The organism is Streptomyces sp. NPDC006798 (assembly GCF_040635975.1).
Classification (GTDB): Bacteria; Actinomycetota; Actinomycetes; order Streptomycetales; family Streptomycetaceae; genus Streptomyces.
This window is the reverse complement of the sequence record NZ_JBEYIS010000030.1, coordinates 1-20,030: the sequence shown is the minus strand read 5'-3', so window position 1 is coordinate 20,030 and position 20,030 is coordinate 1. Positions and strand designations below refer to the sequence as shown.

Annotated in this window: 18 protein-coding genes and 1 tRNA gene; 6 read left to right on the top strand and 13 right to left on the bottom strand. The window is 72.5% G+C overall.

Features of this window, described 5'->3' with window-relative positions; genetic code table 11:
* Positions 1-45: 45 nt before the first annotated feature.
* The 3 genes from ABZ714_RS21000 to ABZ714_RS20990 form a co-directional block, all read right to left on the bottom strand.
* Positions 46-948, bottom strand: coding sequence for an alpha/beta hydrolase (locus ABZ714_RS21000; RefSeq protein WP_358826781.1), 903 nt, complete (start codon positions 946-948; stop codon positions 46-48).
* Positions 945-2,567 carry an NAD(P)/FAD-dependent oxidoreductase gene (locus tag ABZ714_RS20995; protein WP_358826780.1) on the bottom strand — a complete coding sequence of 541 codons (1,623 nt, stop codon included), beginning with the start codon at positions 2,565-2,567 and terminating at the stop codon, positions 945-947. The genes ABZ714_RS21000 and ABZ714_RS20995 overlap by 4 nt, the downstream gene beginning before the upstream one ends.
* A gap of 212 nt (positions 2,568-2,779) precedes the next feature.
* The gene (locus tag ABZ714_RS20990; protein ID WP_358826779.1) at positions 2,780-3,580 is read right to left on the bottom strand and encodes an exodeoxyribonuclease III; all 801 of its coding nucleotides are present in this window, start codon (positions 3,578-3,580) and stop codon (positions 2,780-2,782) included.
* An 82-nt stretch (positions 3,581-3,662) separates the two neighbouring features.
* Here ABZ714_RS20990 and ABZ714_RS20985 point away from each other — a divergent pair, with 82 nt between their 5' ends.
* The gene (locus tag ABZ714_RS20985; protein WP_358826778.1) at positions 3,663-4,145 is read left to right on the top strand and encodes a GNAT family N-acetyltransferase; all 483 of its coding nucleotides are present in this window, start codon (positions 3,663-3,665) and stop codon (positions 4,143-4,145) included.
* Between the two features lie 285 nt (positions 4,146-4,430).
* Entirely contained in the window at positions 4,431-5,417 is a 987-nt protein-coding gene (locus ABZ714_RS20980) for a methyltransferase (protein ID WP_358826845.1), read from the top strand.
* Between the two features lie 60 nt (positions 5,418-5,477).
* Here ABZ714_RS20980 and ABZ714_RS20975 read toward each other — a convergent pair whose 3' ends face one another.
* Positions 5,478-5,903, bottom strand: coding sequence for a MerR family transcriptional regulator (locus tag ABZ714_RS20975; RefSeq protein WP_358826777.1), 426 nt, complete (start codon positions 5,901-5,903; stop codon positions 5,478-5,480).
* A 43-nt stretch (positions 5,904-5,946) separates the two neighbouring features.
* Here ABZ714_RS20975 and ABZ714_RS20970 point away from each other — a divergent pair, with 43 nt between their 5' ends.
* Positions 5,947-6,786 carry an aminotransferase class IV family protein gene (locus ABZ714_RS20970; protein ID WP_358826776.1) on the top strand — a complete coding sequence of 280 codons (840 nt, stop codon included), beginning with the start codon at positions 5,947-5,949 and terminating at the stop codon, positions 6,784-6,786.
* A gap of 12 nt (positions 6,787-6,798) precedes the next feature.
* Here the strand turns inward: ABZ714_RS20970 and ABZ714_RS20965 are convergent, their stop codons facing one another.
* Positions 6,799-7,653, bottom strand: a complete 855-nt coding sequence (locus ABZ714_RS20965) for a polysaccharide deacetylase family protein (RefSeq protein ID WP_358826775.1) — start codon at positions 7,651-7,653, stop codon at positions 6,799-6,801.
* A gap of 98 nt (positions 7,654-7,751) precedes the next feature.
* On the opposite strand from ABZ714_RS20965, the gene ABZ714_RS20960 reads away from it, so the two are divergent.
* Positions 7,752-8,210, top strand: coding sequence for a MerR family transcriptional regulator (locus ABZ714_RS20960; RefSeq protein ID WP_358826774.1), 459 nt, complete (start codon positions 7,752-7,754; stop codon positions 8,208-8,210).
* 36 nt (positions 8,211-8,246) lie between these two features.
* On the opposite strand, the gene ABZ714_RS20955 is transcribed toward ABZ714_RS20960, so the two are convergent.
* The 7 genes from ABZ714_RS20955 to galU form a co-directional block, all read right to left on the bottom strand.
* Positions 8,247-8,320, bottom strand: a tRNA-Ala gene (locus ABZ714_RS20955).
* Positions 8,321-8,380: 60 nt separating this feature from the next.
* Positions 8,381-9,541: a gephyrin-like molybdotransferase receptor GlpR gene (gene glpR, locus ABZ714_RS20950; RefSeq protein ID WP_358826773.1), complete on the bottom strand. Its 1,161-nt coding sequence runs from the start codon at positions 9,539-9,541 to the stop codon at positions 8,381-8,383.
* A 139-nt stretch (positions 9,542-9,680) separates the two neighbouring features.
* Positions 9,681-10,304 (bottom strand): GNAT family protein, encoded by a 624-nt coding sequence (locus tag ABZ714_RS20945; protein ID WP_358826844.1) that lies wholly within the window; start codon positions 10,302-10,304, stop codon positions 9,681-9,683.
* Positions 10,301-10,816, bottom strand: coding sequence for a MogA/MoaB family molybdenum cofactor biosynthesis protein (locus tag ABZ714_RS20940; RefSeq protein ID WP_358826843.1), 516 nt, complete (start codon positions 10,814-10,816; stop codon positions 10,301-10,303). The genes ABZ714_RS20945 and ABZ714_RS20940 overlap by 4 nt, the downstream gene beginning before the upstream one ends.
* 182 nt (positions 10,817-10,998) lie before the next feature.
* Entirely contained in the window at positions 10,999-11,481 is a 483-nt protein-coding gene (gene moaC, locus ABZ714_RS20935) for a cyclic pyranopterin monophosphate synthase MoaC (RefSeq protein WP_358826772.1), read from the bottom strand.
* Positions 11,482-11,626: 145 nt separating this feature from the next.
* The gene (glp, locus tag ABZ714_RS20930; protein ID WP_358826842.1) at positions 11,627-12,970 is read right to left on the bottom strand and encodes a gephyrin-like molybdotransferase Glp; all 1,344 of its coding nucleotides are present in this window, start codon (positions 12,968-12,970) and stop codon (positions 11,627-11,629) included.
* Positions 12,971-12,996: 26 nt separating this feature from the next.
* Entirely contained in the window at positions 12,997-13,908 is a 912-nt protein-coding gene (gene galU / locus ABZ714_RS20925; protein ID WP_358826771.1) for a UTP--glucose-1-phosphate uridylyltransferase GalU, read from the bottom strand.
* 493 nt (positions 13,909-14,401) lie between these two features.
* Between galU and ABZ714_RS20920 the strand changes: the two genes are divergently transcribed.
* Entirely contained in the window at positions 14,402-15,034 is a 633-nt protein-coding gene (locus tag ABZ714_RS20920) for a 5-formyltetrahydrofolate cyclo-ligase (protein WP_358826841.1), read from the top strand.
* 157 nt (positions 15,035-15,191) lie between these two features.
* On the opposite strand, the gene ABZ714_RS20915 is transcribed toward ABZ714_RS20920, so the two are convergent.
* Entirely contained in the window at positions 15,192-18,074 is a 2,883-nt protein-coding gene (locus tag ABZ714_RS20915; RefSeq protein WP_358826770.1) for a penicillin acylase family protein, read from the bottom strand.
* Positions 18,075-18,340: 266 nt separating this feature from the next.
* Here ABZ714_RS20915 and ABZ714_RS20910 point away from each other — a divergent pair, with 266 nt between their 5' ends.
* Positions 18,341-19,828, top strand: a complete 1,488-nt coding sequence (locus tag ABZ714_RS20910) for a potassium/proton antiporter (RefSeq protein ID WP_358826840.1) — start codon at positions 18,341-18,343, stop codon at positions 19,826-19,828.
* Positions 19,829-20,030 lie beyond the last annotated feature (202 nt).

The following is a 20,030-nucleotide window of genomic DNA, read 5'->3' as shown; positions in this document are numbered from 1 at the left end:
CCGGGGCAGCGGCGCGGCGGGCCGGGGATCCGGACCGCCGCCCGTTCAGCCGGGGAGCGGGGCCCGGTCGCGGTCGCCGGGCCCGAGGAACGTCCGTACCAGCGTCCGCAGTTGTTCCGTCACGGCGTCCGGCGTCTCCACCGGGGTCATATGACCGGCCCCGGGCAGCAGGACGAGGTCCCGGCAGTCGGGCAGCCGGGAGGCCAGCCGGTAGGCGTGCACGGGCGGGCTCAGCCGGTCCGCCGTACCCGCCAGGACGACCGCGGGCACGGTCAGCTCCGCCACGTTCGCCGTCAGATCGAGGGTGTCCAGCACCTGCCCCCAGCAGGCCCGGACGATCCTGGGGCAGGCATGCACGATCCGGGCGCACTCGGCGACCTGGGCAGCCGAGGCGGCCGGGCTCAGGGCGGCGTACCGCAGCAGACGGCGGGCGAGCGGGTTCACCGGACCGAGCGGCGCGCCGGACCGCAGGACCGCCCGGGTGATCCGGGCCCGCAGCGGCCCCCGGGCCGCCCCCGGCACCACCGTGGACTCCTCGACCAGATCCGCGTAGCCGGTACTGGCCAGCAGGACGGCGGCGGTGCGCGCGGCGAAGGCGGGGCGGCCGGCCGCCGCCATGATGGTCATGGCGCCCATCGAGTGCCCCGCGACGACGGCCCGTTCGCCGGGGGCCAGGGTGGCGCGCAGTACGGCTTCGAGGTCGTCGGCGAGGAACCGCGTACCGACCCGGCCCATCGGGGTGCGGCCGTGGCCCCGCTGGTCGTAGCAGATCACGCGGTGATCGGCGGAGAGCGCGGCGATCTGCGCGGACCAGAAGCGGGTCGAGCAGGTCCAGCCGTGGGAGAGGACCACGGCGGGCGCGTTCTCGGGGCCGTGGACCTCGACATGGAGCACGGTGCCGTCGGCGGACTCGGCCGTACGGAACCGGCGGCGGACACCCGCGCTCATACGGCGGCCTCCTCGGCGGTCTCCCCGGCGGACGCGGTCTTCTCGGCGGTCTCCCCCGCCCCGTCCCGCGCGGCCCCGGGCGCGCGGCGCAGGATCTCGTACTCCCCCAGATCGACCTCGCGCACCGCCCGCCGGAACCCGGTCGCGGACCCGGGCCAGAGCGTCGTGTTGCGGCCGGACTCGTCCAGATACCAGCTGTCGCAGCCGCCGGTGGTCCAGACGCTCTTCCGCATCCGCCGGTCGATCGACTCCCCCCAGGCGGCGACGGCCCCGGGCCTGGCGACCAGCGCCCGCCCCGGCCCCAGCCGGGACAACTGCCGCAGGAAGTCGGCGAGATAGTTCAGCTGCGCCTCGATGATCAGCACCATGGAGGTGTTCCCGACGCCCGTATTCGGCCCGATGACCGTCAGCAGGTTGGGGAACCCGTCCACGGCCGAGCCGCGCAGCGCCCGTACGCCGCTCTTCCAGTGATCCGCCAGCAGTACGCCGCCGACGCCCCGGATCCGCTCGGCGACGGGCATCCCGGCGGTCCGGAACCCGGTACAGAAGACGATGACGTCCGCCTCGGTCTCCGTACCGTCGGCGGCGATCAGGGTGGAGCCCCGGATCTCCGTCAGCGCCGAGGCGACCAGGGACGTATTGGGCCGGGTGAGGGCCGGGTGGAAGTCGTTGGAGAGCAGGATCCGCTTGCAGCCCATCCGGTACGAGGGGGTGAGCGCGGCCCGCAGCTCCGGGTCCCGGACGTGCCGGGCCAGCCGGGCGCGGGCGATGTCCTCGCCGCGGCGCATCCGGCCGGGATGCCGGGTGAAGGCGCCGACGAGGAGTTCCCGTACGGCCCAGAGCGCCGCCCGGCGGGCCTTCGCGGTGACCGGGACACGGCGGTGGAGCCAGCGTTCCACCCCGGTGACGGGCCGGTCGCCCTTGGGCAGTACCCAGCTCGGGGTGCGCTGGAAGACCGTCAGCCGGGCGGCCTCCGGCTGGATCCTGGGCACGATCTGCACGGCGGAGGCGCCCGAGCCGACCACGGCGATCCGTTTGCCGCGCAGTTCGGCGCCGTGGTTCCAGCGGGAGGAGTGGAAGATCTCGCCGGGGAAGCCGTCGGCGCCGGGGATGTCGGGGATCCGGCCCTCGGTGAGAGGACCGGCGGCGGAGACCACGACATCGGCGGTGAGATCGCCGCCGGTCGTCTCGATCCGCCAGTGGAGGCGGTCCTCGTCCCAGGTCGTCATCCGGACGTCGTGGTGGAGGCGGAGCCGGGACCGGAGGCCGAAGTCGTCCGTGACCCGTTCCAGATAGGCGCGGATCTCGTCCCGCCCGGAGAAGACCCGGCTCCAGTCGGGGTTGGGGGCGAAGGAGAACGAGTAGAGGTGCGAGGGTACGTCGCAGCCCGCGCCCGGGTACTGGTTGTCCCGCCAGGTGCCGCCGACGGCACCGGCCCGTTCGAGGATCACGAAGTCCTCGACGCCCTCACGGCGCAGCCGTACCGCCGCGCCGAGACCGCCGAAGCCCGCGCCGATGACGGCGACCCGGACATGCGGGACGGGTTCGGCGGGTACGGGCGCGGGCGCCGGGGGCTCAGGGGTCCGCGGACCGCCGTCCGGCTGCCGCTGTGGGCTCATGACGCCTCCCGGGATCCCGGGATCCCCGACGGGTACGGATGGGAACCGCGCCACGGGCCCGGCGCGGGCCCGGCACGGGACGCGGTGGCGTCCGCCGTCCCCCACCGGCGCGGTCCGAGCCTAGGACAGATCCCTACCGACTGGTAGGGCGCGACCCCGGAAAGTGACGAAGGCCGCCCCGGGAACCCGGGCCGAGGCGGACACCGGCACCGCTACCGCTGCTCGTACACCACCGTCACCGGCGCGTGGTCGCTCCACCGCTCGCCGTGGGTGGCGGCGCGCTCCACCACGGCCTTGGCGGCGCGTCCGGCCAGTCCCGGTGTGGCGACCTGGAGATCGATCCGCCAGCCCGTGTCGTTGTCGAAGGCCCGGCCCCGGTAGGACCACCAGCTGTACGGCCCCACCTGGTCCGGGTTCAGGGCGCGGACCACGTCCACGTACCCCGCCTCGTCATAGACCCGGGAGAGCCACTCCCGCTCCTCGGTGAGGAAGCCGGAGGACTTGCGGTTGGCCCGCCAGTTCTTGAGGTCGGCCTCGCGGTGGGCGATGTTCCAGTCGCCGCAGACCACGACTTCCCGCCCCTCGGCCCCGGCCCGGGCGCGCAGGGCCGCCAGATAGGTCAGGAACTCGTCCATGAAGCGGTACTTCTCGTCCTGCCGCTCCGTGCCGACCTCACCCGACGGCAGATACAGGCTGGCGACGGTGACACCCGGAAGGTCCGCTTCCAGATACCGTCCGCTGTCGTCGAACTCGGCCGACCCGAACCCGGTCCGCACCGCGTCGGGCTCCCGCCGGGTGTACAGCGACACCCCGGCCCGGCCCTTCGCCGCGGCGGGCGCGTGCGCGGCGAACCAGCCCTCCGGCTCCCGCAGGGACTCCGGCAGCTGCCCCGGCTCGGCCCGTACCTCCTGCAGACAGACCACATCGGCCCCGGTCGCGGCGAACCACTCGGCGAAGCCCTTCTTGGCGGCGGCGCGGAGCCCGTTCACGTTCACGGAAGTCACGGTCAGCATCCCGGCAGCCTAACCCGGCCCGGGGTCCGGTAACCGGACGGCGGCGGCCCGTCACCGAACCCCGAAACGTACGATGAACCGCATGGACATCCGCAGGGTCGCCTTCGACCACCCCGACGCCGTCAAGCTCGACGACGAGGTGCGGCTCGAATACATCAGGCTCTACGGCCCCGAGGACGGCGGCGACGCCACCCCGCTCGACGCCACCATGTTCGACCCGCCGCACGGCGCCTATCTGATCGTCTACGACGCGGCGGGCGAGCCGCTGGCGACCGGCGGCTGGCGGTCCCAGGAGGACAACCCCGAGGGGTACGCGGACGGGGACGCCGAACTCAAGCGGATGTACGTGGTCCCGAGGGCCCGCGGCCGCGGCCTGGCCCGGCGGATACTCGCGGCCCTGGAGGACGACGCCCGGTCGGCCGGCCGCGACCGGATGGTCCTGTCGACGGGTTCGGCCCAGCCGGAGGCGATCGCGCTCTACGCGTCCTCGGGCTACACCCCGGCGACGCCCTTCGGCCACTACCGCCACCACGACGACGTCCGCTGCTTCGCCAAACCCCTGTAGACCCTCCCCGGGCCGTCACCCATCCCTCCGGGGGACCGAGGAACCGCGCGAACGACCACCACCGCCGTCGCCGGGCGCACCGCCCGGCCGAGGAGGACATCGCGTATGACCGCCAGTGACGACGCCGCCGGTACGACAAACGCCCGCACGGCCGGCACCGGTAGTACCGGCGCCCGCACGACCGACACCGGTACGGCTGCCGCCGATACGACCGGCTCCGGGGTCCCCGCCGACTCCCCCGCTGCCGCCGCTCCCACCCCCGCCGACCGTTTCCTGATCGCCCGGATGGGCTTCGGCACCATGGCGGCGCAGACCCTGCGCGCGGCCGTCCGGCTGCGGGTGGTGGAGCTGATCGGCGACGAGCCCCGCCCGTCCGACGAGATCGCCGCCGAGGCCGGGACGGCGCCGCTGCCCACCCTCCGGCTGCTGCGCGCCCTCGCGGGCCTGGGCCTGCTGCGGGAGCACTCCCCGGGGGTCTTCTCGGCCACCCCGGCCGGCACGCTCCTCGACCCGGGTCACCCCCAATCCCTGACCGCCTTCGTCAAGTCGTTCACCGATCCGCTGATGACCCGGGCCTGGGAACGGCTCGACGACAGCGTCCGTACCGGCGAGATCGCGTTCGACCAGATCTTCGGTACGGACTTCTTCGGCCATCTCGCCCGGCACCCCGAACTCTCCGCCGACTTCAACACGGCGATGAGCCAGGCGAGCCGGGCCACGGCCGCCGTCCTGCCCGGCGCCTACGACTTCGGCCGCTTCAGCCGGGTCACCGACGTCGGCGGCGGCGACGGCACCCTCCTGGCCGCCGTCCTCACCGGCCACCCCGGACTGGCCGGCGCGATCCTCGACACGGCGGAGGGCCTGGCCGACGCGGACCGGAACCTGACCGAGCAGGGCGTACGGGACCGCGCCGAACTGCTCACCGGCGACTTCTTCCGTACGGTCCCCGAGGGCTCCGACCTCTATCTGATGAAGAGCGTCCTGCACGACTGGACCGACGACCAGGTCGTCACGATCCTCACCCACTGCCGTACGGCGCTGCCGCCGGAGGGCCGGATCCTGATCGTGGAACCGATCCTTCCGGAGGTCGTGGACCCGGCGGCCGGGACGCCCTATCTCAGCGATCTGAACATGCTGGTGAACGTGGGCGGCCGGGAACGGACCCGGACGGACTTCGACGAGGTCTGCGGCCGGGCGGGGCTCGCCGTCACCTCGGTCACCCCGCTCCCGCAGGCACCGCCGTTCAGCCTGATCGAGGCCGCGGCCGTCTGACCGCGAAGGTGCGGCGCGGGGGCGGCCGGGCCACAGGGTCCGGCCGCCCCCGGCCACACCTCAGGCGGCTTCCCGTACCCGCTCCACCCGCCCCGAGGCCAGCAGCCCGGCGAGTACGTTCCGGCTCGACCTCAGCGTCGCTATCCGGTCGTCCAGCTCGCGCAGCTGCTCCTCCAGGGTCAGGGCGACGCACTCGTTCAGGGCAGGCCCGGGGCCCTCCACACAAGGCAGCACCTCACGGATGACCCGGGTGGGCAGCCCGGCGTCCAGGAACGTACGGATATAGCCGACGACGGCGGGCGCGTCCGCGCCGTAGCGGCGGTGCGTCCCGACCCGGTACGGGGTGAGCAGGCCCTGCTCCTCGTAATAGCGCAGCAGCCTCGGGCTGACCCCGGTCACCCCGGCCAGCTCCCCGATCCGCATCCCCGCACCCATACCCATCCCCTCTTCGCCCCCGCCCGCCCGGCCCGGTGTGATGTCCGCCACGGCACTTGAACCTCACACCGATGTGAAGTCCTACGGTCCCAACATGACCACCACACCCCACCATTCCACCGCCGCCCCCGCATCGCCGTATATCACCCGGCTCAACGGACGCCCGGCCGCCGCCGAAGAGTTGGCCCCGCTCGCCTTCGCGGGCTATGCCCACTTCACCGCCATCCAGGTCCGCGACGGCCGGATCAGGGGCCTGGACCTGCATCTGGACCGGCTGCGCCACGCGTCGGAGGAGTTGTTCGGCCGGGCGCTGCCCGACGAACGGATCCGCGAACTGCTGCGGGACGCCCTGGCGGCGGGCCCCGGCGATCTGTCGCTGAAGGCGACGGTCTACTCCCGGGACGGCGAGTTCACCCCCGCCGACCCGGCAGCCGCCCTCGATCTGCTGGTCGCAACGGCCCCGCCCGCGAACGGCCCCGAAGGCCCGCTGTCCCTGGCGGTCGTCCCCTACGAGCGACCCGTCGCGGCCATCAAGCACGTCGGAGAGATCGCCAAGACGTACTACCCCCGGCAGCTCGCGGCCCGGGGCTTCGACGACGTCGCCTTCGTCGACCGCGTGGGCCGGTTCAGCGAGGCGTCGATCTGGAATCTGGTCTTCTGGGACGGCGAGACCGTGGTCTGGCCGGTGGCGGAGATGCTGCGCGGCACGATGATGGGCACGGTCCGCCGGGGCCTGACGAGGCTCGGCGTCCCCCAGGAGGACCGGACGGTCACCCCCGCCGATCTGCCGTCGCTGACGGGCGTCGCGGTGCTGAACTCCTGGACCCCGGGGATCGCGGTCCACCGCGTCGACACCACGGAGATCCCGACGCCCCCCGAGTTCCTCGATGCACTCCACCGGGCCCACGCGACGGAACCCCCGGTCTCCCCCTGACCCGGGGCGGGCTCAGCCCGCGTAGTGCCCGGCGATCTCGTCGCTGGTGGTCACCCAGACCCCGGGGTGCTGTGTGACGTACTCCAGCGCCTCGTCCAGATAGCGGCTGCGGAACGGCTGCCCGATGACGAAGGGATGCAGCGCCAGCGCCATCACCCGCCCGCTGTCGGGTGTGGCGTCGGCGTACAGCCGGTCGAGCTGGTCCTTGACGATCCGCACGAAGTCGGGCCCGGTGGTCCCCTTGCCCACGAAGATCCCGATGTCGTTCAGCTCCACGGAGTACGGCACGCTGATCATCCCGGGTACGTTCAGCCGGTACGGCTGGTCGTCGTTGGTCCAATCCAAGACATACCCGAGCCCCAGCTCGGCCAGCAGCTCCGGCGTACGGAACGTCTCGGTCAGCGCGGGCCCCATCCAGCCGCGCGGCCGCCGCCCGGTGGTCCGCTCGACGGACTCCACCACCTCCGTCAGATACCGCCGCTCCTCCTCGGCCGCCATCGCCGCCTGGAAGGTCGAGTTGTCCCGCCCGTGCGCCAGCCACGCCCAGTCCCGGTCCCGCCCGGCCCCGACGATCTGCGGATACCGTTCCCCCGCGGCCGAGTTCAGCAGCGCGCTGGCCCGTACGCCGTACCGGTCCAGGCTCTGGATCACCCGCCAGATCCCCACCCGGGGCCCGTAGTCACGCCACCCGTAGTTCAGCGGATCGGGCGTCAGCCCGGCCGTCCCGGCGAACGTACTGGTGGAGGGCTTGTCGATCCGGTAGTGCTCCACATTGAGCCCCACATAGAACGCGACCCTCGCCCCACCGGGCCACCGCAGCGGCTCCCGCTCGGTGATCGGGCTGTAGTCGTAGAGCGTCTGGTCCATCGTCGTAACCCCTCGTCGCAGGCGCGGACTTCGCCCTCCTAGACTCGAACCCTCACATCTGTGTGAGGGTCAACACGCCCCGACATGAGGTGGATCACATGCGCATCGGCGAACTCTCCCGCCTCACCGAGACGTCCCGCCGACTGCTGCGCTACTACGAGTCCCAGGACCTGATCGCCGCCGCCCGCACCCCCAACGGCTACCGCGACTACGACCCCCGCAACGTCGCCCGCGTCCGCCAGATCCGCGGCCTCCTCGACGCGGGCCTCCCGACCCGCATCATCAAACAGATCCTGCCCTGCCTGGACCAGCCGACCACGATCTACTTCCCCAACCCCACCCCGGAGATGCTGGCGACCCTGGAACACGAACGCGACCGCATGACGACCCGCATCGACGTCCTCACCCGCAACCGCGACGCGATCTCGACGTATGTCGCCACGGTCCGCGCCGAAGACCGGGCCCGGAACCCCGACCGGCGAGAGCGACCGGCACAGAACGGCCCCCGAAACGACGAAGATCCCGCCCGATCAATCAGATCGGACGGGATCTCGTGAACTCTTCCTGAACGGAATCAACAAGAGTCGTTGTTGTGGACCTGAGGGGATTCGAACCCCTGACCCCCTCGATGCGAACGAGGTGCGCTACCGGACTGCGCCACAGGCCCTTGCAACGAGTGAAACTTTAGCATCTCGATCGGAGTGCCCGTTAATCCGTTCCGCGCAGGTCACTCGTTGGCGGCGCGGGGGCGGTCCTCGTCCGCGTACTGGTCGAAGAGGGGGGTACGGCCGCGGTCACGGGGGGCGCGGCGCGGGGGCGGGGACTGGTGGGGCGGGGGCGGGGCGGGGTCCGCCGCCGAGGAGCGGGCCGAGCTCCAGGTCTCCGGGTCGTTCATGTCGATACCGCTGGTGGCGCGGGGGGCGACCGGGGCCGTCACATAGGTCGGGAGGGGGACGGGGACCGGGTCCCAGCTGTCGCCGGAGGCCGGGCCGCGGTCGCGCTGCTGGTCGACCCATTCCGCGTGGTCGGTCTGCTCGACCAGGGCGCGGCGGCCGGCCTCCTGCGGGGAGACGGGGGCCGGTTCGGGCTCGGGGAGGGGGTCGGGGCGTTCGGCCGCGGGTTCCGGGCGGGGCGCGGGGGGCGCGGGGCGGCGGCGGGTCTCCCGCAGCCGGGCCGCTGCCGCCTCCGCCCTGCGGCGGTCCATCACGACCACGAAGCGCCGTCGTTCCTGGGCGCGCAGATAGGCGATGTACGCGCTCAGGAGTACGGCGGGTGCCGCGGGGGCCCACAGGAAGCCGAGGCCGCCGACCGCCGCCACCACGGAGCCCGCGGTGAAGGTGAGGAAGAGCATCACCGTCGTACGGCGACGGCGGGCCAGCACCTTGCTGCGGCGAGCCCGCTCGGCGGCCGTGCCGCCGGGGCGCGGGCGCTGGCGGCGCTGCTGGAGCGGGCCGGGGGCGGGCGGTTCGGCCGTGGCCGCGCCGGTCCCGGGCGCCGACTGGGCGTACACCGTTCCGCCGGGGCCGCCCGGGCCGGACGGGCCGGACGGGCCGTGGCCCGGGCGGGCCTGGACGGGCGCCTGCACCTGGTCCGCGGGGCGGACCTCCGTGCGGGGCGCGGCGAAGGCCCGGACGTCGACGGTGCTCAGATGCTCCGTGACGGCGTCAGGGTCGATGTCGGACTCGGGCCGCTCCGGGTCGCGATCCCGCAGCTCCTTGGCGTACCGGCGCTCCATCGCGCCACGGCCGGACAGCAGCCGGATGGCGGTGGAGAAGCGTTCCGTCGGACGTGCCTCGTTCAGCTCGTCCTGCCTGCGGAGCCACATCGGCACCAGGTAGGCGGCCCAGGCCCCGACGATGACTGCGTAGATGAGGCCGCTGCTGCTCACGGTCACACCGTAGAGGGATTCTCGCAAGGACATCCGCCAATTGGGCCGGTGTGTCGCCCGATCCCGCTGATATGACGGACATTTTTTGCGATTGTTCCGATCATCACATAGCCACGAGGACGGTATTCGAACATATTTCTTATTTCTGTGGGGTCTCGGGCCGGGCCCGCCGCCAGCGGGGGAGCAGGCCCTCGGGCACTTCCTCCGCGGTCAGGGCGAACACCAGATGGTCACGCCATGCGCCGTCGATATGGAGATATCGAGGACGCAGGCCCTCTTCACGGAATCCGAGCTTCTCCACGACCCGGCGGCTCGGTCCGTTCTCGGGCCGAATGCAGACCTCCATCCGGTGCAGTCCTACGGTTCGGAAACAGTGGTCCGTGACGAGCGCCACGGCGGTCGGCATCACTCCGTGCCCGGCGACCTCCCGGTCCACCCAGTAGCCGACATGCCCCGAGCACATCGAGCCCCAGGTGATCCCGGCGACCGTGAGCTGACCCACCAGCCGCCCCCGGTACTCGATGACGAAGGGCAGCATCCGGCCCGCGTTCGCCTCCGACCGCAGATGGCGGACCATCTGCCGGTACGTGGGGCGCTGCGCGGGCGGCGCGCCGGGCGCCGGGGGCGGGATGGTGGCCTCCCAGGGGCGCAGCCAGTCCCGGTTGCGGCGGTTCACCTCGCGCCAGGCCCGCTGGTCGCGCAGCCTTATCGGGCGCAGGACCACATCGCCGTCGGCCAGGACGACCGGCCAGGGGGCGTTCAGCGCCGGCTCCCCGGGGATCCGGTGCCGTCCCGGTGGCCGGGATCTCCGGCCGGGGCGTGGTCGGCGCCGCGCAGCTGGTCCACCGCGTGCGGCAGCAGCCGGGCCAGGACGGCCAGTCCGTCCCGTACGCCGCCGGGCGAACCGGGGAGGTTCACCAGCAGGGTGCGGCCCGCGACTCCGGCCAGGCCCCGGGAGAGCGCGGCCGTGGGGACCTTCGGGGTGCCGTGGGCGCGGATCGCCTCCGGGATGCCGGGGACCTCGTAGTCGAGGACGGCCCGGGTCTGCTCGGGGGTGCGGTCGGTGGGCGACAGGCCCGTACCGCCGGTGGTGACGATGACGTCGTATCCGGCGGCGACGCCCGCGCGCAGCGCCGCGCCGACCGGATCTCCGTCGGGGACCACGACGGGGCCTTCGACGGCGAAGCCGATTTCGGCCAGGCCGTCGGCGAGCAGCGGGCCGCCCCGGTCGGCGTAGACGCCCGCCGATGCCCGGTTGGAGGCCGTGATCACCAGGGCGCGGCCTACGGCCGGTCCGGAGGGCGGGGCGCCCGGGGTACCGAGTTCGGCCGCCGCACCTGCGGCGACAGGGCCGCCCTCGCCGGCCGCCGGGCCCGTCGCCGCGGGGTCGCCGGGAACCGCCGGGCCGCCCTCGGGCGCGGGGCCGTGCGCCTGGCTGTGGACCTCGCCGCCGCGGCTCACGGGCGGCTCCAGTCGCCGGACTTCCCGCCCGTCTTCTCCTCCACCCGTACGTCGGTGATCACCGCCGCCTTGTCGACCGCCTTCACCATGTCCACGACCGTGAGCCCGGCCACCGTCACGGCGGTCAGGGCCTCCATCTCGACCCCCGTACGGTCCGTGGTCCGTACGGTCGCGGTGATCTCCACGGCGTCGTCGGCGACCGCGAGGTCGACCTTCACCCCGGAGAGCGCCAGCGGGTGGCAGAGCGGAATCAGTTCGGGCGTCTTCTTGGCGCCCATGATCCCGGCGATCCGCGCGGTGGCCAGCGCGTCCCCCTTGGGCACGCCGTCGCCCCGCAGCAGTCCGACCACCCGGGGCGAGACCAGGACGCGGCCGGTGGCCCGTGCGGTCCGCCGGGTGACGTCCTTCCCCGAGACGTCGACCATCCGGGCCGCCCCCGCCTCATCGATATGCGTCAGTCCGCCCGCTTCTGTACTCATCCGCCGCTCGCCGCTCCGGTCCGGTGGGCCGGGCGGCGGTCCGCAGGACCGTGCCACCCGTGAGAACCCGTAAGCACCTGTAAGAACTTCGTCACGGCCCGTACGGGCGCGTGTGCGCAGCCACCGTACCCCCAGGGCGTGCGGGTCAGCCGAGGAGGACCACCTCCACATCGTCCCCGGGCGCCACGGAGGTGTCCGTCTCCGGCACCACGATCAGACAGTCGGCGTGGGCCAGCGCCGCGACCAGATGGGAACCGGCGCCGCCGACCGGGGCGACCGTCCCCGCCCCGGGGTCGTACGTCCCCCGCAGGAACTGGCGGCGGCCCTCCGGCGACCGCAGGGGCGCGTCCGCCGCCAGCCGGGCCCGGGCCCGGGGCCGGTGGATCTCCGTCATCCCCATCAGGGTCCGCACCACGGGCCGGACGAACAGCTCGAAGGAGACATAGGAGGAGACCGGATTGCCGGGCAGGGCCAGCAGGGGCGTGTGGTCGGGGCCGACCGTGCCGAACCCCTGCGGTTTGCCCGGCTGCATCGCGAGGGTGCGGAAGTCGACCCCGCTGCCGGACGCCACGCCGTCGCCCCCGGAGCCGTCACCGGAGCCGTCGCCCGAGCCGCCACCCGCGCCGACCGCGCCGACTTCGGAGAGTGCCTCCTTCACCACGTCGTACGCCCCCACGCTCACCCCGCCCGTGGTCACCACCAGGTCCGCCCGGACGAGCTGGTCCTCGATGGTGGCCCGCAGGATGTCCGCGTCGTCGGTGACGGCGCCCACCCGGTAGGCGATCGCCCCGGCCTCCCGGGCGGCGGCGGCCAGCGCGAAGCTGTTGGAGTCGTAGATCTGCCCCTCCCCCAGCGCCTCACCGGGCTGGACCAGCTCGCTCCCGGTCGACAGCACCACCACCCGCGGCCGGGGCCGCACCCGCACCGTCCCCCGGCCGATCGCGGCAAGCAGCCCGATCTGCGGGGCGCCCAGGACCGTACCGCGCGCCAGCGCCAGATCCCCGGCGCTCACATCGCTGCCGCGCTCCCGGACATGGGCGCCCGCCGACGCCGGGCGGTGGATCCGGACCTCGCCGCCCGCGCCCTGCGGGGCCCGGCCCGCCGGGAGCATCGCCACGGCGGCCCCGCCGCCCGTACCCCCGTCGGTCCACTCGACGGGGACGACCGCCTCCGCGCCCGGCGGCAGCGGCGCGCCCGTCATGATCCGCGCCGCCTCGCCGGGGCCGACCGACGGCGGGGCGGCGCCGCCCGCCGCGATGTCGCCGACGACCGTCAGCACGGCCGGGAACTCCTCCGTCGCCCCCTGGACGTCGGCCACCCGGACCGCGTACCCGTCCATCGAGCTGTTGTCGAAGGGCGGCAGGGCGACCGGGACGGTGACGTCCTCGACCAGGACACAGCCCTGGGCGTCGGCCAGATGCAGCTCGATCGGGTCGAGCGGCCGGACCGCCGCGAGAATGTCCTCCAGATGGCCGTCGACCGACCACATGGTGCCGCTGCTCAACGCGCTGTCGCTCAATTCCGCTGCATCTCCTCGGTCACATAGCTCCGCAGAAAGTCCCGGAACTCCGGCCCCAGATCTTCACGTTCGCACGCGAGTCTGACAATCGCCCGCAGATAGTCCCCGCGGTCGCCGGTGTCGTACCGCCGTCCCTTGAAGACCACCCCGTGGACCGGTCCGCCGGCCTTCTCGTCGGCGGCCAGTTTCTGGAGGGCGTCGGTCAGCTGGATCTCGTTGCCGCGCCCCGGCTCGGTCTCGCGGAGTATCGCGAAGACCGCGGGGTCGAGGACGTAGCGGCCGATGATGGCGAGATTGCTGGGGGCCTCGGCCCGCTCGGGCTTCTCGACGAGCTGGGTGACCCGTACGACGTCCCCGTCGGCGGTCGGCTCGACGGCGGCGCAGCCGTACTGGTGGATCTGGGACGGATCGACCTCCATGAGGGCGATCACACTGCCGCCCTCGCGCTCCCGGACGTCGACCATGCGGGAGAGCAGCGGGTCGCGCGGGTCGATCAGGTCGTCGCCGAGGAGGACGGCGAAGGGCTGGTCGCCGACGTGCGGGGCGGCGCACAGGACGGCGTGGCCGAGGCCGCGCGGATCGCCCTGCCGGACGTAGTGCATGGTGGCGAGGTCACTGGACGCCTGGACCGCCTTCAGCCGGCTCTCGTCGCCCTTGCGGGAGAGCGCCTCCTCCAGCTCGTAGTTGCGGTCGAAGTGGTCTTCCAGGGGGCGCTTGTTGCGTCCGGTGATCATGAGTACATCGGAGAGACCGGCGGCCACGGCCTCCTCGACGACGTACTGGATCGCGGGTTTGTCGACGACAGGCAGCATCTCTTTGGGAGTGGCTTTGGTGGCAGGCAGGAAGCGCGTACCGAGGCCGGCGGCGGGGATGACCGCCTTGCTGATCCTGGGGTTCGACTGAGTCATGCCCGGCACAATATCCGGTGCATATGCGGGGAAGATCAGGCTCCGGTTAACTACCTACGCATAAAGGCGCATACGAGGGGTTTGGGAGCGGTCGATGAGGCACAAACGTTCCGGTGGAGTGTCCGAAAACCCGGCGGAGGCGGAGGGCGTTCCGCGGCCGGAGACGGGCTCGGACGATTCCGGTACGGCCCCGGGGGCGAGTGGAGCCCTTACGGGCCGGGGCGCCGACGGCCCCGGCCGGGACGCGGGGGATTCCGCTACGGCCGGTACGACTGGTTCCGATACGACCGCCTCCGGTACGACCGGTGGAGACGGCGGGACCGGTTCCGGTACGACTGGTGCGACGGGTGGGGCCGGCTCCGGTACGACTGGTGCGACGGGTGGGGGCGGCTCCGGTACGACTGATTCCGGTACGACCGGGTCCCGTACGGGCGGCACCGCCCCGACGGCCGGGGACGGGAGCGGCACCGACGCGGCGGCCGGGAAGCGCGCCCTGCGCCGTGCCCTGCTGGACGCCCGCGCCGGGACGACCCCCGAACTCGCCGCGACCGCCGCCCGCGAACTGACCCGGCGCGCCCTGGAGCTGTCCGAGCTCGCCGCCGCGGGCACCGTGGCCGCGTATGTCTCGGTGGGACGCGAACCGGGCACCCGCTCCCTGCTGGACGCCCTGCGCGCCCGGGGCGTACGGGTACTGCTGCCGGTGCTGCTGCCCGACGACGATCTCGACTGGGCGGTGTACGAGGGCCCGGAGCGGCTGGCGCGCGCCGGGCGGGGGCTGCTGGAGCCGACCGGGCCCCGGCTCGGCCCCGGCGCCGTACGCGGCGCGGACGCGGTGCTGCTGCCCGGCCTGGCGGTGGACGGGCGCGGCATGCGGCTGGGCCGGGGCGGCGGTTCGTACGACCGCGTACTGGCCCGGCTCGCCGACAGCGCCGTACCGCCGCCGCTGGTCGTCCTGCTGTACGCGAACGAGGTGGTCGACCGTGTCCCGGCGGAGGCGCACGACCGTCCCGTGCACACGGTCGTCACCCCCGACGGCGTCCGCCGCTTCACCGCCCCGCCCGAGGCCGGGGACGGACCACACGACGGCGCCGGGGACCGGGACGGGCGGCCGGGCCCGAACCGGTAGCCCGGCAGCCCGATAGCGGACCGGACCGGACCGGCGAACGGCGTCTGCGGGGCCGGGCGGGCCGCACATCCCGCCCGGCCCCGAGAGCCCGGACGGGCCGGGAACGAGGCCGTACGCCCCGTTCCCGGCCCGGTCGTCTCCGTGCACCCGGCCGCCGTCAGCCGCCGGACTTCGGGGCGAGGGTGAGGGTGTCGACCGTGTTCTTCTCCACCGCGTCGGGGCTGAAGGACCAGTCCAGCAGTTCACCCTTGGCCCATTTGTCGGTCTGGTCCGTGTAGTGCGCGCTGTACGCGTGCCCGGAGGCGCCGGTCAGATTGATCCACCGCGACTTGTCCCAGTCGCCGACGTTGACCACCATCCGCATGGACGGCACCCAGACCACGTCGTAACCGGAGGCCGCGTTCCAGCCGGTGGCGTTGACCGCAGCCTCACCGCCGCCCAGGTTCCACGGGCCGCGGTTGAGCAAGTACTTGACCAGGCCGGGGCCCTCCTTGCCGAGGGTCTGGTTCTTCAGCTGGAGCTGGTGGAGCCGTCCCCAGCTCCAGGTGTCCATGTCCTTGCCCAGCTCGGCGGTCAGCTCCCAGCGGGCGTCCTCCATGGCCCGGGCGAACAGCTGGTCCCGGGTCTTGGTCGCCTTGTCCGTACGGCTGCGGGGCGACTGCCACCAGATGTTGTCCTCGTCCTTGAGGATGCCGCGGACCACCTCGAACCAGCGGTCGCCGCCGTCGGGCTGCGCCGTGTCGCCGTCCCGGACGCCGCATTCGACGACCGGCTCGATCTGGTCGTCCGGTCCGGTCGCGTCGGCCGGGCGGACACTCAGGCAGTCGCCCTCGGCCCGCAGTTCCTTGGGCAGCTTGTTGCCGAAGGCGAGCTTGAGGATGTTCCGCCAGACGGCGTTGAAGTAGGCGGCGGCGGCCGAGTCGGGTTCCTGGCTGAAGTCCCAGCTCTCCAGGAGCTTCTGCGCCTCGCGGACATGCGGGTCCTTGATGTCGAGCTTGACCAGGATGGGGTTCAGCAGCGTGGCGATCTCGCTCCTGTTGTCCATCTGCATGGTCCGCATGTCCTCGGTGGAGATCTTTCCGCCGTCGGCGATCTTCTGCTCGATCAGATCGTTGATCCGCTGGCTGCGGGCGCCGTAACCCCAGTCCTTGGTCAGCAGGTGCTTGTACGAGTCGTCGATGACGGCCTGGTTGGCGGTGACGATGTAGCCCCGCTCCGGGTCCTCCTCGTACGGCATCTCCTCGAAGGGGACGGGGTCCTTCTCCCAGCGGTAGGCGGGGTCCCAGCCGGGCGCCGGGCGGGTGCCGTCGCCCTTGGCGCGGACCGGGATCCGGCCCGGGGCCTGGTAGCCGATCTTGCCGCTCTTGTCGGCGTAGATCAGGTTCTGCGAGGGGACCTCGAACTTGCTCGCCGCTTCCCGGAACGAGTCGAAGTCCTCGGCCCGGTTCAGCTCGAAGACGGCGTCCATGGAGCGGCCGGCCTCCAGGGCCGTCCACTGGAGGGAGACGCCGTAGCCGGTGGCCCGGTCGGGCGCGTCGTTGTCGACGGGCGCCTTCTCGCCGACGCCCTCCAGCTCGTCGCTGCGGTCGGAGAGCAGCGGGCGGCCCTGGGCGGTCTCGCGGACGGTGATCGTCCGGGGCTTTCCGCCCGCGACCTTGATGATCTCCTTGCGGGAGACCAGCTTCTCCTCGGTGCCCTCTTCGGCGTCGGCGATCCGGCTGTCGCCGGAGATCTTCTCCAGATACAGGTCGGTGACGTCGGCGCCGAGGTTGGTCAGGCCCCAGGAGATGTCCTGGTTGTGTCCGATGATCACACCGGGCATACCGGAGAAGGTGAAGCCCGCGGTGTCGTAGGAGCAGGTACTGGAGACCTTCCGGCAGTGCAGGCCCATCTGGTACCAGAGCGACGGCAGCTGGGGGGCCAGATGCGGGTCGTTGGCGAGCAGCGGCTTCCCGGTGGTCGTGTACTTGCCGGAGACGACCCAGGAGTTCGAGCCGATGCCGTCGCCGTTGGGGCCGAGCAGGGCGGGGATGGACTCGATGGCCTCGGAAACCCCGGCGAGCTGGGTGTTCACCCCGTCAACGGCGTCGGAGGCGTCGGTGCCGCCGGGGTAGCCGTCGCCGGAGCCGCTGTTGTTGGAGATCCCGGTGCCGTCACCCGTACCGGAGTCCGACGAGGCGCCGCCCGTACCCGAATCGGAGCCCGAGCCGGAACTCGAACCGTCGTTGCCGATCCCGCTGCCGCTGCCGCCGTCCTCCGAGGGCTCGCCCTGCGGGTCGAAGGCGCCCTCGGACTCGTCCACGGCGCCGTTCCGCACCACCGGCTTGTTCCGGTTGAACGGGTACTCCGGGTAGAGCTGGGCGATCCGGTCCTGGGAGAGCCGGGACGTCATCAGGGAGCGGTCGATCTCGTCCTGCATATTGCCGCGCAGGTCCCAGGCCATCGCCTTGAGCCAGGCCACCGAGTCGACCGGGGTCCAGGCCTCCGGCTTGTAGTCGTTGCTGAAGGACAGGGCCGCGTACTCGACCGACAGCTCCTTGCCCTCCTTGCCCTTCAGATAGGCGTTGACCCCGGCCGCGTAGGCGTCCAGGTTCTTCTTGGTGGACGCGGAGAGCTTCTTGTCGTACTCCTCCTGCGCGGTCCGGTGCCAGCCCAGGGTCCGCAGGAAGGCGTCCGTGTCGACCTGGCCCGAGCCGAACATCTCGGAGAGCCTGCCCGCCGTCATATGGCGGCGGACGTCCATCTCCCAGAAGCGGTCCTGGGCGTGCACGAAGCCCTGGGCGCGGAACAGGTCCTCGTCGCTGTCGGCGTAGAGCTGCGGGATGCCGTAGTCGTCCCGCTTGACCTCGACCTCGCCCTTCAGACCCGGGATCTCGATCTTGCCGGTCGTCTGGGGGAAGGAGGCGCGCACGGAGTCGACGGTCCAGTAACCGCCGTAACCGACGCCGCCGAGCAGCGCCAGCACCAGGACGATCACGAACAGACGACCGCGTCGCCCCTTCTTCTTCTTGGGGGAAGAGGCCGTTGTGTTGGAGGGCATCGCTGTCCTTCGAGGCGCAAGCTGGTCCTGGGGTGCTGGAGCAACCATAGGCGCAGCGGCCCTCCACCCCTGACGCGGTATCCACAAGCGCACCCCGATTATCGGACCGGAGCGCCACCTTGTGTCCGATTCACGGCAGTTGGCGGACCGGGGCGGCGATCCCATCGGGGCCGTCAAGAAAACGTTAAAGATTAGGTAAGGTAACGAAGTGTCGCCGCCCGGAATCAGCATCCGGCACATAGAGGCGCGAGGGGAAGGATCGGCCACTGACTGTTCACGACCTCAATGAGCTCCTGTTCAGCGGCGCGCTCGTGCTGCTGATCGCCGTCGCCGCCGTACGCATCTCGTCCCGCAGCGGCCTCCCGAGCCTGCTGCTGTATCTGGGTATCGGGGTGGCCATCGGCCAGGACGGCATCTTCAACGTCACGTTCAACAACGCCGAGCTGACACAGGTGATCGGCTATGCCGCGCTGGTGGTGATCCTGGCCGAGGGCGGTCTCGGCACCAAATGGCAGGAGATCAAACCCGCGTTGCCCGCGGCGATCGCCCTGTCGACCGTCGGCGTCGCGCTGAGCGTGGGTGTCACGGCCGCCGCCGCGCACTACGTGATCGGGCTGGAGTGGCGCCAGGCACTGATCATCGGCGCCGTCGTCTCGTCCACGGACGCCGCCGCCGTCTTCTCCGTACTGCGCAGAGTGCCCCTGCCGTCCCGGGTCACCGGCGTACTGGAGGCCGAGTCGGGATTCAACGACGCCCCGGTCGTGATCCTGGTCGTCGCCTTCTCGACCGCGGGACCGGTGGACGACTGGTACATGCTGGTCGGGAAGATAGCGCTGGAGCTGGCGATCGGTGCGGGCATCGGGCTCGCCGTCGGCTTCCTCGGCGCCTTGGGGCTGCGGCATGTGGCGCTGCCCGCGTCCGGTCTGTACCCGATCGCCGTGATGGCCATCGCGGTGATCGCGTACGCCGCCGGCGCCATGGCCCACGGCAGCGGCTTCCTCGCCGTCTATCTGGCCGCCGTCGTCCTCGGCAACTCGAAGCTGCCGCACGCCCCCGCCAGCCGCGGCTTCGCGGAGGGGCTCGGCTGGATCGCCCAGATCGGGATGTTCGTCCTGCTGGGGCTGCTGGTCACCCCGCACGAACTGGGCGACGACCTGGTGCCCGCCCTGCTCATCGGGCTGGCGCTGACGATGGTGGCCCGCCCGCTGTCGGTGTTCCTGACCCTGCTGCCGTTCCCGATCCCCAAACGGGAGCAGGTCCTGCTCTCCTGGGCGGGGCTGCGCGGGGCGGTGCCCATCATCCTGGCGACCATCCCCATGGTGTCGGGCGTCGCGGACAGTACCCGGATCTTCAATATCGTCTTCGTCCTGGTCGTCGTCTACACCCTGATCCAGGGTCCGACGCTGCCCTGGCTGGCGAAGGCCCTGAAGCTGGGTCCCGGCGCGCCGTCGGACCTGGGGATCGAGTCGGCGCCGCTGGAGCGGCTGCGCGGCCACCTGCTCTCGCTCACCATCGGCGAGGACTCCCGGATGCACGGGGTGGAGGTGGCCGAGCTGCGGCTGCCCGCCGGGTCGGCGGTCACCCTGGTGGTCCGGGACGGCAAGAGCTTCGTACCGCTGCCGACGACCGTGCTGCGGCGCGGCGACGAGCTGCTGGTGGTGGCGACGGACCCGGTCAGGGACGCGGCGGAGCGCCGCCTCCTCGACGTGGGACGGGGCGGCAAGCTGGCGGGCTGGCTGGGCCGGGCGAGCTGACGACGGCCGTACGGGGCGGATCCGGGGCGGCCGGCAAGGCGCCGGGCGTACGGAGCCGGGCCCGGAGCGGTCGGTACGGAGCCGGGGCGGGCGGCGGATCGGGACGGGGGCGTACCGCTTCCGCAGCCGGGGGTACGGCTGCGCCGCCGCCACCGCCGTCGGCCAGACGCTCTCCAGCCACTCCTGCTCGGTCCGGCCGCTC